Below are 13406 nucleotides of genomic sequence, written 5' to 3'. Positions count from 1 at the left end.
GCGATGAACGAGGTCCGCCGGCACACCTTCCCGACCGTCGCGACGCCCGACCGGCGTCTTGAATCATCTGGAGCCCCCATGACCGCCCGCGCCCGGGTCATCATCGACAACGATTTCGCCGGCGACCCCGACGGACTCTTCCAGCTGGCCCATCACGTGCTGTGCACGTCGGTCGAGGTCGTGCGGGTGATCGCCTCCCGCCTGCCCGAGAGGATGGTCTCCCCCGACCGCGACCTCGTGGGGGAGGGCGTGGATGCCGCTGACGACGTGCTGAGGCTCTCGGGAAGCTCCCTGCGTGCGGTGCGCGGTTCCCGCACCGCGCTGCGCACCGGGGCGGATCCGTCACCGTCTCCCGCGACGGAATCGATCATCCGCGAGGCGATGCGCGAAGACACCGATCTTCCGCTCTTCTACGCGGCAGGCGGCGCCCTCACCGAGCTCGCCGCGGCGTATCGGGCCGAGCCGCGGATCGCCGAGCGCCTGACGCTCGTCTGGATCGGCGGACACGGCTACGACTCGCCGGCAGAGGGCCTCGAGTTCAACACCGGCACCGATCCGGTGGCGGCGCAGGTCGTGTTCCGATCCGCCATGCCGCTCTGGCAGGTACCCGAGCCGACCTACGCGCAGTGTCTCGTGTCGTGGGCCGAGCTCTCCCGCGAAATCGCCCCGCTCGGCCCTCTGGGAGCACATCTCGTCGACCGCTGGCGCACGTTCACCGATCGGGTCGAGGGATGTTCGGCGCGAGCCTGGGGGAGTGCGCCGTGCTGGGCGACAGCCCGCTGGTGCTCCTCACCGCCTTGCGGGGGACGTTCCGGGCGGAGCCCTCGTCGTCGCCCTCGATCCTCGTCCCGCGAAGGCCGATCGAAGACGACGGCGGCTACGGCCCCGCGCTGGAGGGGCTGCCCGCCGTGCGGGTCTTCACCGGGATCGACATGCGGCTCATGTACGGCGACCTCGTCGCCAAACTCGCCGACCACGCCGATGCGGGAAGGAGCACCCCATGACCCGCGCGCAGATGATCGCGCCCATGCATCCCGACGAGGCGGCGCCCCTTCTCCGCCGGGAGTTCGCGCTCGATGACGCACACGGCGCGGTCGTGCAGGCGACCCTGCGCGTCAGCGCGCTCGGCCTGGTCGAGGCGTGGGTCAACGGCATCCCGAGCTCCGACGAGCTCTTGGCGCCAGGCTGGACGAGCTACGAATGGCGCGTGCGGCTCATCGAGCATGATGTGACGGATGCCGTGGCAGAGCGCACCGTGATCGGTCTGCGTCTCGGCAACGGCTGGTATCGCGGATGGCTCGGCTTCACCGGCGAGCGCGCGGTCTACGGCGACGAGCGCGCCGGCCTCGCCGAGCTCGAGGTGCGGTTCGCCGACGGCCACGTGCAGCGGGTCGTCACGGACGGCTCCTGGCGCGCGTCGACGGGCGAGGTGCTCGCCGACGACCTCTACAACGGCGAGACGATCGATGCGCGGCTGCGCGACGCCTCATGGCAGCAGCCCGGCTTCGACGACTCCGGCTGGGACGCCGTGCGCGCGGTCGATTTCGACGCGGCCCGCCTCGTGCCGCGGACCTCGCCTCCCGTGCGCCGGCTGGGCGAGCGGGCGGCGGAGCGGGTCTGGACCTCGCCTTCCGACCGGACGCTCGTCGACTTCGGGCAGAACCTCGTCGGCTTCATCCGGGTGCGCGCGAAGGGCCCGGCCGGCAGCGAGATCGTGCTGCGCCACGCCGAGGTGCTCGAGCACGACGAGCTCGGCACGCGACCGCTGCGCCGGGCCGAGGCGACCGACCGCTTCGTCCTGAGCGGCGGCGACGACGTCTTCGAGCCGACCCTCACCTTCCACGGCTTCCGCTACGTGGAGGTGACCGGCTGGCCGGGCGAGCTCGACCCCGCCGCGCTCACGGCGGTCGTCGTCGGCACCGACATCCGCCCCACGGGTACTTTCGAGTGCTCCGAGCCGCTCCTGAACCAGCTGCACCGCAACGTCGTCTGGGGCATGAAGGGCAACTTCCTGAGCGTTCCGACCGACTGCCCGCAGCGCGACGAGCGCCTCGGGTGGACGGGCGACCTCGCGGTCTTCGCACCGACGGCGGCCTTCCTCGGCGACGTCGAGTCGTTCCTCGCGGACTGGCTCGTCGACACCGAGCTCGAGCGCCGCGCGACTGCCGCCCACACGGTCCCGGTCGTCGTGCCGAACGTCATGAAGTACCTCGACACGGGCTTTCCCGAGCCGGGCGCCACCGCCGTGTGGGGCGACGCGGCGGTCTGGGTGCCCTGGGCGCTGTGGATCGCGTACGGGCACGACGAGACCCTGCGCGAGACATACCCGCTCATGACCGCGCACACGCGTTCGGTCGCGGCGGCGCTGTCGCCGACCGGCCTGTGGGACACCGGCTTCCAGTTCGGCGACTGGCTCGACCCCGACGCGCCGGCCGAGGACCCCGGAAAGTCCAAGGCGCCCTCCGAGGTGGTCGCCACGGCCAGCGCGTACCGCACGGCGTCGCTCATGGCCGAAGCCGCGGCGGTGCTGGATGAGCGGGCGGATGCCGCGGAGTTCGCTGCGCTCCGCGACCGCATCGGCGACGCCTTCCGCGAGCACTACGTGCGCGGCGGGGTCGTGCACAGCGACAGCGTCACGGCGTACGCCCTCGCGATCCGCTTCGGACTCGTGCCGGAGGCCGACCTGCCGCGGGCCGGCGACCGGCTCGCCGAGCTCGTCCGTGCGGCGGGCCACCGCATCAGCACGGGCTTCGCCGGCACGCCCTTCGTCAGCGACGCGCTGACGGTGACGGGCCACCTCGACGACGCGTACGCCCTTCTGCTGCAGCGCGAGGCGCCCTCGTGGCTCTACGCGGTCACGATGGGCGCGACGACCATCTGGGAGCGCTGGGATTCGATGCTGCCCGACGGCTCGATCAACCCCGGCGAGATGACCTCGTTCAACCACTACGCGTTCGGCGCGGTCGCCGACTGGATGCACCGGACGGTCGCGGGTCTCGCGCCCCTCGCACCCGGCTATCGCCGCATCCTCGTCGAGCCCCGTCCGGGCGGCGGCCTCACGTGGGCGCAGGCGAGCCTCGAGACCCCGCACGGCCTCGCGGCGGTGCGCTGGGAGCTCGACGGCTCCGCCCTGCGGGTCGAGGCGACCGTGCCCGAAGGGGCGGAGGCCGTGCTGCGGCTTCCGGGCCGGCCTGACGAGAGCGTCGGCCCCGGCATCCATGTCCGTCTGACAACAGGAGGAGAGCCCAGTGACTGAAACCCACGATGTTGCGCTGGAGGCCGGCGGTTTCGACTTCCGCGTCCGGGTCTACCCCGCGACGGAGCCGAACGGCGCGCTCCTGGTGTGGCTGCACGGCGGCGCGTTCATGTTCGGCACGCTCGAGATGCCCGAGGCCGATCAGGTCGGCCGCCGTCTCAGCGCCGCCGGGGTGACCGTCGTCTCGGTCGACTACACCCTGGCGCCGCTCGACGCGCTCGAGGAGCTCGGGCCGCCCGATCCGGACGCCGACATGCCCTCGCCGGAGCAGATGCGGGCCGAGATGGAGGCCGCAGGGCCCCGTGCGCGGTTCCCGGTCGCGAACCTCCAGATCGTCGCCGCCTTCGACTGGGCGGTGGCGAACGCCCGCGCCTACGGCGCAGAGCCCGAACGGGTGGCGCTGGGGGGAGCCAGTGCCGGCGCGAACCTGTCGGCGGGCGCCGCCATGCGGCTGCGCGACCGCGGGACGACGGCGCCGAGTCTGCTCGCCCTGGTGTACCCGTCGCTTCATGACGGCATCCTCGAGCCCAACGCCGAGACCGCCGAGCTTCTGCGGACCGTTCCGTCCGCGCGGCTGTTCACCCCGGCGAGCCGGTCGGCGATCAACCGCAACTACCTACCGGACGGCGATGACTCCCGCGGCTACGCCTTCGCGGGCGGTCACGACCTCACCGGACTGCCCGAGGTGCTCATCGTCAACGCCGAACTGGACAGCCTCCGCCCGTCGGGCGAAGCCTTCGCTGCCGAGCTCGCCGCAGCGAGCGTCGATGTGCGGGTCGTCCGTGAGCGCGGCGCGATGCACGGCTTCCTCAACGAGATCGGCCACCCGGCGGCGGAGCACACCCTCGCGCTCCTCGAAGATGCCGTGCGGCCACGCTGAGCCGGTCGAGCAGGCGGCGCGGCGTCGGAGAGTCCGGTCGGCGCGCCGCCCGCCCGTCCGGTCGAGGCAGGCTGCCGCGAGGCGCCGCGGATCAGGTCGCGCGCAGGAGCCGCGAGATGTCGTCCGCGGTCGCCCGCAGGCGCTCGAGCAGCGGGCCGCGGAGCGAAGCCACGTCGTGCCGCGACGACGCGACGGCGATGTTGATCGCCGCGGCGGGCTTGGCGGCGTCGCGTCCGAAGACCGGAACCGACACCGAGCGGAGTCCGGCGGCCACCTCCTGGTCCTGCAGCGAGTAGCCCTGCTCGCGGATCACGGCGAGCCTCTCCCGCAGGTCGTCGAGCGACTTCGCGGCGTTGGGGCCGGCATCGGCGCCGAAGTCGTGGCCCGCGAGCGTCGCGGCCAGCTCGCTGTCGCTCAGGTACGCCAGCAGCAGCTTCCCCATCGACGTGTATGCGGCCGGCAGGGTCGAGCCGACCTGGATGTTTGCCGTCACGAGGTCGGAGTTGCGCAGACGCGCGAGGTAGAGCACCTGGTCGCGGACGAGCACGCCGAGATTGACGGTCTCGCCGGACTCCTCGGCGAGGTGGCGCAGGGGCTGCTCGCTGAGCTGCACGAGACTCGAGCCGCGCAGCGCTGCCGAGCCGAGCAGCAGGACAGCGACGCCGGGCCGGATGCTCCCATCCGGAAGCCGCTCGAGATAGCCGTCCTCTTCGAGGGTGGCGACGACCCGGAACGCCGTCGGCATCGGGATGCCGGTGCGGTCGCAGATCTCGCGGAGCTTCAGCGAGGTGACCGACTCGTCGAACAGGCGCAGGACGTCGAGCCCCTTCGCGAGCGCCTCGATGCGATACCGGCTGCCGGATTTTGCGCCGGCCGGGGTGTTCTCGTCGGCTTTCATAGGGTGAAACCGTATCTCCTGGTGTCGGAGCGTGCAATCTCAGCCGACACGGAACACCCGCAGCTGCAGGGCGAGCATCGAGTAGTAGCCCACGAGTGCCGTCAGCTCGAAGACGCCGTCGACGCCGAGGGTGGCGGATGCCGCGGCCCACGCCTCGTCGGACAGATCGTCCTCCAGCAGCGCGACCGCGGCGCGGCCGACGACTCCCTCCTCGCCGTCGAAGCCCGACACGTCGAGGGCCCGGATCGCCGCGAGCTCGTCGTCGCGGAACCCGATGGCGCGGGCGATCGCCTCGTGCGACTCGCGCTCGAAGGGGCTGTCCCACCGCGCGGCGACGAGGAGGATCGCGAGCTCGCGCATCCGGTCGGTGAATGCCGTGCGGTAGCGGATCGCCGCCCCGAGCTCCTGCTGCGCCGTGCCGACCGCGGGGGAGCGCAGCATGAGGTCGAACGGCCCGCGGAGCGAGCCGTCGCCGGAGGTGAGCGCGAAGTGCTGCGGGCCCTGTGCGCGTGGTCCGCCCGCGATCACGGCGTACAGCGCCGCCTGCTCGGTCGTCAGTTCGCTCGGAGTGAGCGGGCGGAGGCGCGGAGCCATGCGGATTCTCTCTTCATTCGCCGGGGGCGGAGAAGCCGCCGGATTGACTCCCCCCACGGTATCGGATACATTCATGTAGCGAAAGCTACTTTCGCTTAATGAACTTCCCTGAATTGCAAGGATGCATCGATGTCGACGAACGACACCCTCGAGACCCACGCTGAGGCCGCCGTGGACGCCGACTGGCTCGGACTCCACGGCGCCCGCGTGCTGGTCGCCGGCGCGGGCGGCATCGGCGCGGCGTGCGCCCTCGCGTACGCCGGGGCCGGGGCATCCGTCGCCGTCGTCGACCGCGACCAGCGCGCGCTCGACGCGCTCGGCGAGCAGCTCTCCGCGCTGGGCGCCCGCCACGAGCTGATCCGGGCCGATCTCACCGAGCACGGTTCCGGCGACCTCGTCGTGGCCGACGTCGTCGATCGGCTCGGCGGACTCGAGGTCATGCTGCACGCTGTCGGCATCAACGACCGCCGCCCCATCCTGGAATTCACCGAGGACGAGTGGGACCACATCCTGCGCGTCAACCTGTCGTCGGTCTTCGGGCTCGCGCAGGCCGCCGGTCGCCACATGGTCGAGCAGGGCTACGGGCGCGTGCTCGCCCTCTCGAGCGTCTCGGGTCTGCTCGCCCACCACTCCCACGGGCCGTACGCGGCCTCCAAGGGCGGCATCAATCAGCTGCTGCGCGTCATGGCCCGCGAATGGGCGGTGTCGGGCGTCACCGTGAACGCCCTGGCCCCCGGCTACATCGAGACGCCGCTCACCGCCGGCGAGCTCGCCAAGCCCGGCAAGCGCGCCGACCTCGAGAGCCTCGTTCCGGCGGGGCGCCTGGGCACCCCCGACGAGCTGACCGGCCCCGCGCTGTTCCTGTCGTCACGCCACGCCGGCTTCATCACCGGGCACGTGATGTACATCGACGGCGGACGCACGCTGGTCTGAGACCGAAGACAGACGAAGGAGAGCAGAAATGACCCAGATCTTCCCCCGGTTCGCGGGAAAGACGGTGCTCGTCACGGGCGCCGGCACCGGCTTCGGCGCCGAGATCGCCGTCCGCGCCGCCCAGGAGGGCGCGAAGGTCGCGGTGCACTACCGCTCCTCGAGGGCCGGCGCCGAGGCGACGCTCGACCGCATCCGCGCGGCGGGGAGCGACGGCATCCTCGTGCAGGCCGACATCGGCTCGTGGGACCAGATCAGGCGCATGGCCGACGAGGTCTGGGCGGCGTTCGGCACGCTCGACGTGCTCGTCAACAACGTCGGCGACGTCTCGAGCGAGCAGATGAACTGGGACGAGCTCACGCAGGAGGCGCTGGACGCGGTGATCGACATCGACGTCAAGGGGACGCTCCTGATGACCCACGAGTTCGGCGAGCGGATGCTGCAGCAGGGCCACGGCAACATCGTGCAGGTCGGCTCGACCGTCATCGTGCGCGGCTCCGCGCGCGCTCCGCAGTACGCCGCCGCCAAGTACGCGATCCTCGGCATCACGAAGTCCTACGCCAAGGCGTTCGCCCCAGCGGTGCGCGTCAACACGTTCGCGCCGGGCTTCATGGAGACCGAGCGCCTCCTCAACCGCGAGGACTGGAAGAACGGGCGCCGCGAGGTGCTGCTCTCGCAGACGCCGATGGGCGTCATCCCGCCCCCCGAGTTCGTCGCGGGAGCGTGCCTCTGGCTCGCGACCGACGAAGCGGCTCACCTCACGGGTGGCTACATGCTCGCCGACGGCGGCTTCAACATGGTCGGCGCGTAAGCGTCAGCCCTTCGTCTCGTCGCTGGGCTCCTCGCTCAGGGACCGGAAACTCTAGGAGAACAACATGAAGCTCATCACCTTCGACGGCGGCCGCGTCGGCCGGCTGGAACTCGAAGAAGGCGTCGTCATCGAACTCGACGTGCCCTCGACCCGCGACTACTTCGAGCGCGGCGGCCAGGTCGCCGAGACCGGCGAGCGCCTGGCTTACGCCGACGTGAAGCTTGAGGCCCCGATCCGTCCGAAGAAGTTCTTCCACACCGCGGGCAACTTCGCCGACCACCACAACGAGCTCGCGGCCGTCGACTGGTCGCACCCGGTGCACAAGGGCATCGTCTTCTTCCAGAACGTCGACGCGATCATCGGTCCGGGCGACGACATCGTCTACCCCGAGGGCCTCACGAAGGAGCTCGACTACGAGCTCGAACTCGCGATCATCATCGGCAAGTCCGGCAAGTTCTTCGGCCCCGACGAGGCCGACGACTACATCGCCGGCTTCACCGTGTTCAACGACATCACCGCGCGCGACATCCAGCGCAAGGAGATGGAGTCGGGGGTCTTCTCCTTCTCGAAGGGCATCGACACGTTCTGCCCCATCGGCCCGTGGATCGTCACGCGCGACGAGGTGCCCGACATGCACGAGCTGCCGATGCAGCTGCGCGTGAACGGCGAGGTGCGGCAGCAGGGCAACACCAACCAGACCCGCATAAAGTTCCCGCACCTGGTCGCCTACCACTCGCCGCAGATCTACAGCGCGGGCGACATCATCACGACCGGCACGATCTCGGGCGTCGCGGCCGTGCAGCCGAACCCCTTCGACTTCTACCTGCAGCCGGGCGACGAGATCGAGGCCGAGATCACCGGCATCGGCACGCTCCGCAACACCGTCATCGGCTGGGAGGACCGCTACGGCGAGCCCGCCCCGCAGCGAGTCGACTGGTGAGGCTCGCGAACCTCGCCGGGCGCGCCGTGCTCGTCACCGACGCCGGCGCGATCGACGTCGAGGCCGCCTCGGACGGCCGGTTCGGCCCCGACCCGCAATCGCTGTTCGACGACTGGGCCGCCTTTGCCGAATGGTCGAAGGCGGTGACGGATGCCTCGGCCGCGGCATCCGTCCCCTTCGACGCGGCGCGGCTCGACGCCCCCGTGCCGCGCCCGCGCCAGGTGTTCGCGATCGGCTTGAACTACGCCGAGCATGCGGCCGAGGCCGGCTACCCGCCGGATTCGATGCCGGTGACCTTCACGAAGTTCCCGTCGTCGATCGTCGGGCAGGGCGCCCTCGTCGCCCTCCCCGAGGGACACGTCGACTGGGAGGTCGAGCTCGTCGTCGTGATCGGCCGCGAGGCGCACCAGGTGTCGCGCGAGACCGCGTGGGACCACGTCGCCGGCCTCACGATCGGGCAGGACCTCTCCGAGCGCATCACGCAGCTGCAGGGCTCAGCGCCGCAGTTCAGCCTCGGCAAGTCGTTCCCCGGCTTCGGCCCGACGGGTCCGTGGCTCGTCACGCCCGACGAGTTCGCCGACAGGGACGACCTCGCGATCGCGTGCAGCCTGTCGGGGGAGGTCATGCAGTCCTCGCGCACGTCGATGATGCTCTACGACGTCCCCGAGCTGCTCGTGCGGCTCTCGGCGGTCTGCCCGCTGCTGCCGGGCGACATCATCTTCTCGGGCACCCCCTCGGGCATCGGCAACCGCCGCACGCCGCAGCGGTTCATCGGGCCCGATGATGTGCTCGTCAGCGAGATCGAGGGAATCGGCATGCTGACGACGCGCTTCACCGCCGGCGGCTGATGAGCGCCATCCGCGACCTGCGGGTCGAGTACCTCCGCGCCCCGATCGGCGTCGGCACGCGCGTGCCGCGGTTCTCGTGGATCGTCGGGCACGCGCAGGACGCGTACGAGCTCGAGGTGACCGCCGGGGAACGGGTCGTCTGGGCGGCGGGCCTCGTCGAGAGCGCGGAATCGTCGCTCATCGAGTACGCCGGCGAGCGCCTCGCGTCGAACACCGCGTACCTGTGGCGGGTGCGCAGCCGCACGGCCGACGCGTGGACGCCGTGGGCGGCCTCCACCTTCGAGACGGCGCTTCTGGATGCCGAGGACTGGGTCGCCGCGTGGGTCGAGCCGGATCAGCAGGACGCGGTCGTCGAGCGCTGGAGCATCGTCGACTGGATCCGCGGGCTCGGCCCCGATACGCCGCCCGAGGAGCGGCTGCGCCCGCCGCAGCTCCTGCGCCAGCGGGTCGACGTGCGCGCGGGTCTTGTGCGGGCCCGCCTGTACGCGACCGCCCGCGGGGTCTATTCGGCCTTCGTCAACGGCGAGCGCGCCGACGACCAGGTGCTCGCGCCCGGCTCCGACGCCTACGAGCACCGGATCTCGGTGCAGGCGTACGACGTGACCGAAGCGCTCGTGACGGGCGAGAACGTCGTCGGCGTCGCGCTCGCCGACGGCTGGTGGGCGGGCCGGCTCGGCCTCACCGGCTCCAGCGCACAGTTCGGCACGCGCACCTCGGCGATCTGGCAGCTGCACCTGGAGTACGCCGACGGCACGGCCGAGGTCTCGGCATCCGGAGCGGACGTCCGAAGCGCCACCGGCCCGTGGCTGTATGCCGACCTCTTCGTCGGCGAGCGGTTCGACCGCCGGGCGACGCGCCCGGGCTGGAACCGCCCGGGCTTCGACGACGGCGACTGGATGCCGGTGGCAGAGGTCGGCCGCGACCACCGCGTGCTCCGGCCCTTCGCCGGCGAGCCCGTCCGCCGCGTTCTCGAACTTCCCGCGTGCGAGGTCGCCGAGACCGCGGAGGGCGCGATCGTCGACTTCGGCCAGGTGCTCGTCGGCCGCGTGCGCCTTCGCGTCCGCGGCACGGTCCCCGGCCAGCGGATCGTCATCGAGCACACCGAGACGCTCGCCGCCGACGGCTCGTGGTTCCGCAACATCGTCGGCATCAACAAGGAGCAGACCGACGTCTTCGTCTCGGCCGGCGGCGACGACGAGTGGGAGCCCGAGTTCACCTTCCACGGGTTCCGCTACGCCCGGATCAGCGGGCTGTCGAGTGCGCTGCGCCCCGAAGACGTCGTCGCCGTGGTCATCGCGAGCGACCTCGAGCAGACCGGGTCGTTCGCGACATCCGATCCGCGCCTGAACCGTCTTCACGAGAACGTCGTGTGGAGCCAGCGCGGCAACTTCCTGTCGATCCCCACCGACTGTCCGCAGCGCGAGCGCGCGGGTTGGACGGGCGACCTCCAGGCCTTCGTCGGCGCCGCGACCGACAACGCGCAGGTCGTGCCGTTCCTCTCGCGCTGGCTCGGGAACCTGCGGGCGGATCAGCTTCCCGACGGGCGCATCCCGATCTTCTCGCCGCGGTCGCCGTTCGATGCGGAAGCTGCCGCCGCCGCCCAGGGTGTCGGCTCGATCGTCGCGGCAGCGGGCTGGAGCGACGCGATCGCCATCGTGCCGTGGACGCTTTACGAGCGCACCGGCGACCGTCGCGTGCTCGAGGAGAATTACGACGCGATGCTGCGCTGGATCGAGTACCAGCGCCGGACGGCCGCCGCCGAGCTGCCACGCCGGCTCGGCGACGCATTGCCGGAGGCGCGGCGAGAGGCGCAGGCGCTGCTCTACAACACCGGCGACCACTTCGGCGACTGGCTCACGCCGTCGACGATGGAGGGAAGACCCCTCCATGAGGCGCTCGCCGTCGCGCCGGCCCTCACGAGCGAGTACCTCGCGCCCATGTTCCAGGCGCACACGCTGACGCTGGCGGCGCGCGCCGCCGGCGCGCTGGGAAGACACACGGATGCCGCGGCCCTCGCCGACCGCGCGGCCGCCGTCCGAGCCGCCTTCGCCGCCGAGTACGTCGACGAGCACGGCGATCTGCCGGTGCGTCTGCAGGGGGTCTACGTCGTCGCCCTCGCCTTCGACGTGGTGCCCGCCGACCGCCGGGCGGGGACGGCGGCGAGGCTCGTCGAGCTCATCCGCGCGCGGGGCGACCGCCTCGACACCGGGTTCCTCTCGACCCCCTATCTCCTCGATGTCCTATGCGACCACGGCTATGCCGACGTCGCGCGCACGCTCCTCTGGCAGACCGGGATGCCGTCGTGGCTCTACGAGGTCGACCGCGGCGCGACGACGATCTGGGAGGCGTGGGACGCGATCACTCCGGAGGGGGAGATCCGCCCCGTGTCGTTCAACCACTACGCGCCGGGGAGCGTCGACGACTGGCTCTACCGGAGGGTCGCGGGCATCCGCGCGACCTCGCCGGGCTTTCGCACCGCCGTGATCGAGCCGGACTTCGACGCGGGAGTGGCCGAGGTGCAGGCGCACGTCGACACGCCGTACGGCCAGATCGGGGTTCAGTGGCGGCGCGCGGGGGCGACGGCATCCGTCACCGTCACGGTCCCCTGGGGAGTCGAGGCGTCCCTCGTCACGCGGGCGGAAGGCGCTGCCGGGCGCGTGGCGCTTGGTCCCGGAACCTCGACCCACCGCGTGGAGCTCAGCGCACGCCCTTCATGAGCGCCAGGACGGGCTTCACCGAGAGCCAGAGGGCGATGCCGAGCACGATCGCGATCGCGCCGAGGATCGTGAAGTAGGGCACCTCGTCGTCGGGGTTGTAGAACTGCGCGAGCCAGCCCGCGATCGAGGTGCCGAGCGCGACGGACAGGAAGTAGAGCGCGACCATCTGGGTGTGGAAGCGCTCGGGCGCGAGCTTGGTCGTCACCGAGAGCCCCGGGGGCGAGATGAACATCTCGGCGATGGTGAAGACGAAGAGGATCAGCACGATCGCGAGGAGCGGCGTGGAGTTCGGCGCACCGTTGGCCCACGGCAGGAACAGCAGGAACGCCACGCCCATGATGATCGCGCCCAGGGCGAACTTGACGGGGGCCGAGGGCTGGCGCGGGCCGAGCTTCGTCCAGATCGCGGCGAAGATGCCCGACAGGAGGATGACGAAGACCGGGTTGATGGAGTTGACCCACGAGACGGGCATCTCCCACCCGAGGATGTCGCGGTTGAGGCGCTGGTCGGAATAGATCGTGAGCACCGTGAACTGCTGCTGGTACAGCGACCAGAAGCCGACGTTGACGATGAACAGCGGTATGAACCCGATGACGCGGGAGCGGTCGTCCGAGGAGATCTGCTTCGACGACGTGATGACGAAGAAGTAGGCGATGGCCGCGACGAGCGTCACGATGATGACGACGGCGGCGAGGTTGTCGGCGCGGATGACGCGCAGGAGCACGAGCGCGACGATGACGACGATCCCCGCGGCGGCGATGCCGATGACGGCGCCGTACCGGCTGCGGGGGAGCGGGTTGGCCACGACGCTCGCCGACGTGGGCAGCTCCTTGCGCCCGAACGAGTACTGGACGAGGCCGATCGCCATGCCGACAGCGGCGGCGCCGAAGCCCCAGTGGAAGCCGTAGTTGGTCTGGAGGAAGCCGGTGACGAGCGGACCGAGGAACGCGCCGAGGTTGATCCCGAGGTAGAAGATCGAGAACCCCGCATCGCGACGGGTGTCGCCGGCGCGGTAGAGGGTGCCGACGACGGCGGTCGCGTTGGCCTTGAGCCCGCCCGAGCCGACGGCGACGAGGATGAGGCCGACGCCGAGCCCCCACACGCTCGGAAGGAGGGCGAGGCCGATGTGGCCGGCCATGATGACGACGGCGCTCCAGAACAGCACGCGCTCCGACCCGAAGAGCCGGTCGGCCAGCCACGCCCCGAGGATCGTGCAGAGATAGACCGTGCCGCCGTAGGCGCCGACGATGCCGGTCGCGGTCGCCTGGTCGATGCCGAGGCCGCCTTCGGCGACCGAGTAGTACATGTAGAGCAGCAGGATCCCCTGCATGCCGTAGAAGCTGAAGCGCTCCCACATCTCGACACCGAAGATGTGCCACAGCGGCCACGGCTGACCGAAGAAGCGTGTGTCCTGATTCCCTCGGCCCGTCGTGCCGGCCGCATCGGTGCCGCTGTGCGCGGCGGCGATCATGCCGGCGGAGTCGCCCGCCGCCCCGTCGCGCGCGGCCGCACCGGCCGCGGTCGCGCCGTCC

The 13406-nt window shown here is 71.2% G+C and carries 12 protein-coding genes and 1 pseudogene; 9 read left to right on the top strand and 4 right to left on the bottom strand.

The window, feature by feature from the left end:
- Positions 1-152: 152 nt before the first annotated feature.
- Complete coding sequence (locus tag ACSBPH_RS09285; RefSeq protein ID WP_442577346.1) at positions 153-371, bottom strand: hypothetical protein; 219 nt, start codon at positions 369-371, stop codon at positions 153-155.
- 10 nt (positions 372-381) lie between these two features.
- On the opposite strand from ACSBPH_RS09285, the pseudogene ACSBPH_RS09280 reads away from it, so the two are divergent.
- The 4 genes and pseudogenes from ACSBPH_RS09280 to ACSBPH_RS09265 form a co-directional block, all read left to right on the top strand.
- Positions 382-657 (top strand): annotated as a pseudogene (locus ACSBPH_RS09280) (nucleoside hydrolase); the annotation flags it as partial.
- Between the two features lie 74 nt (positions 658-731).
- Positions 732-1004, top strand: a complete 273-nt coding sequence (locus tag ACSBPH_RS09275) for a hypothetical protein (RefSeq protein ID WP_442577345.1) — start codon at positions 732-734, stop codon at positions 1002-1004.
- Entirely contained in the window at positions 1001-3256 is a 2256-nt protein-coding gene (locus tag ACSBPH_RS09270; protein ID WP_442574063.1) for a family 78 glycoside hydrolase catalytic domain, read from the top strand. The genes ACSBPH_RS09275 and ACSBPH_RS09270 overlap by 4 nt, the downstream gene beginning before the upstream one ends.
- On the top strand, positions 3249-4136 hold the full coding sequence (locus ACSBPH_RS09265) for an alpha/beta hydrolase fold domain-containing protein (RefSeq protein WP_442574062.1): 888 nt from the start codon (positions 3249-3251) through the stop codon (positions 4134-4136). Before ACSBPH_RS09270 ends, ACSBPH_RS09265 begins: the two co-directional genes overlap by 8 nt.
- A gap of 91 nt (positions 4137-4227) precedes the next feature.
- On the opposite strand, the gene ACSBPH_RS09260 is transcribed toward ACSBPH_RS09265, so the two are convergent.
- Positions 4228-5034, bottom strand: coding sequence for an IclR family transcriptional regulator (locus ACSBPH_RS09260; RefSeq protein WP_442574061.1), 807 nt, complete (start codon positions 5032-5034; stop codon positions 4228-4230).
- Between the two features lie 39 nt (positions 5035-5073).
- Positions 5074-5628 carry a carboxymuconolactone decarboxylase family protein gene (locus tag ACSBPH_RS09255; protein WP_442574060.1) on the bottom strand — a complete coding sequence of 185 codons (555 nt, stop codon included), beginning with the start codon at positions 5626-5628 and terminating at the stop codon, positions 5074-5076.
- Positions 5629-5757: 129 nt separating this feature from the next.
- Here ACSBPH_RS09255 and ACSBPH_RS09250 point away from each other — a divergent pair, with 129 nt between their 5' ends.
- The 5 genes from ACSBPH_RS09250 (at position 5758) to ACSBPH_RS09230 (ending at position 11874) form a co-directional block, all read left to right on the top strand.
- On the top strand, positions 5758-6561 hold the full coding sequence (locus ACSBPH_RS09250; protein WP_442574059.1) for an SDR family NAD(P)-dependent oxidoreductase: 804 nt from the start codon (positions 5758-5760) through the stop codon (positions 6559-6561).
- Between the two features lie 28 nt (positions 6562-6589).
- The gene (locus tag ACSBPH_RS09245; protein WP_442574058.1) at positions 6590-7369 is read left to right on the top strand and encodes an SDR family NAD(P)-dependent oxidoreductase; all 780 of its coding nucleotides are present in this window, start codon (positions 6590-6592) and stop codon (positions 7367-7369) included.
- A gap of 64 nt (positions 7370-7433) precedes the next feature.
- Positions 7434-8309 (top strand): fumarylacetoacetate hydrolase family protein, encoded by an 876-nt coding sequence (locus tag ACSBPH_RS09240; protein ID WP_442574057.1) that lies wholly within the window; start codon positions 7434-7436, stop codon positions 8307-8309.
- Positions 8306-9157, top strand: coding sequence for a fumarylacetoacetate hydrolase family protein (locus ACSBPH_RS09235; protein ID WP_442574056.1), 852 nt, complete (start codon positions 8306-8308; stop codon positions 9155-9157). Before ACSBPH_RS09240 ends, ACSBPH_RS09235 begins: the two co-directional genes overlap by 4 nt.
- Positions 9157-11874, top strand: a complete 2718-nt coding sequence (locus tag ACSBPH_RS09230) for a family 78 glycoside hydrolase catalytic domain (RefSeq protein WP_442574055.1) — start codon at positions 9157-9159, stop codon at positions 11872-11874. Before ACSBPH_RS09235 ends, ACSBPH_RS09230 begins: the two co-directional genes overlap by 1 nt.
- Here the strand turns inward: ACSBPH_RS09230 and ACSBPH_RS09225 are convergent.
- The gene (locus tag ACSBPH_RS09225) at positions 11855-13345 is read right to left on the bottom strand and encodes a peptide MFS transporter (RefSeq protein ID WP_442577275.1); all 1491 of its coding nucleotides are present in this window, start codon (positions 13343-13345) and stop codon (positions 11855-11857) included. The two genes, ACSBPH_RS09230 and ACSBPH_RS09225, sit on opposite strands and share 20 nt — an antisense overlap.
- Positions 13346-13406 lie beyond the last annotated feature (61 nt).

Origin of the sequence: Microbacterium sp. F51-2R, from assembly GCF_052180235.1 — a bacterium.
GTDB lineage: Bacteria > Actinomycetota > Actinomycetes > Actinomycetales > Microbacteriaceae > Microbacterium.
Note: the sequence above shows the minus strand (reverse complement) of the source record. Positions and strands in the feature narration are given on the sequence as shown.

What these genes read in the sequence shown, in the direction of transcription:
- ACSBPH_RS09260 (WP_442574061.1), bottom strand. Translation starts at nt 5,034, where the DNA reads ATGAAAGCCGACGAGAACACCCCGGCCGGCGCAAAATCCGGCAGCCGG.
- ACSBPH_RS09255 (WP_442574060.1), bottom strand. Translation starts at nt 5,628, where the DNA reads ATGGCTCCGCGCCTCCGCCCGCTCACTCCGAGCGAACTGACGACCGAG.
- ACSBPH_RS09285 (WP_442577346.1), bottom strand. Translation starts at nt 371, where the DNA reads ATGATCGATTCCGTCGCGGGAGACGGTGACGGATCCGCCCCGGTGCGC.
- ACSBPH_RS09250 (WP_442574059.1), top strand. Translation starts at nt 5,758, where the DNA reads ATGTCGACGAACGACACCCTCGAGACCCACGCTGAGGCCGCCGTGGAC.
- ACSBPH_RS09245 (WP_442574058.1), top strand. Translation starts at nt 6,590, where the DNA reads ATGACCCAGATCTTCCCCCGGTTCGCGGGAAAGACGGTGCTCGTCACG.
- ACSBPH_RS09275 (WP_442577345.1), top strand. Translation starts at nt 732, where the DNA reads ATGTTCGGCGCGAGCCTGGGGGAGTGCGCCGTGCTGGGCGACAGCCCG.
- ACSBPH_RS09270 (WP_442574063.1), top strand. Translation starts at nt 1,001, where the DNA reads ATGACCCGCGCGCAGATGATCGCGCCCATGCATCCCGACGAGGCGGCG.
- ACSBPH_RS09230 (WP_442574055.1), top strand. Translation starts at nt 9,157, where the DNA reads ATGAGCGCCATCCGCGACCTGCGGGTCGAGTACCTCCGCGCCCCGATC.
- ACSBPH_RS09240 (WP_442574057.1), top strand. Translation starts at nt 7,434, where the DNA reads ATGAAGCTCATCACCTTCGACGGCGGCCGCGTCGGCCGGCTGGAACTC.
- ACSBPH_RS09225 (WP_442577275.1), bottom strand. Translation starts at nt 13,345, where the DNA reads ATGATCGCCGCCGCGCACAGCGGCACCGATGCGGCCGGCACGACGGGC.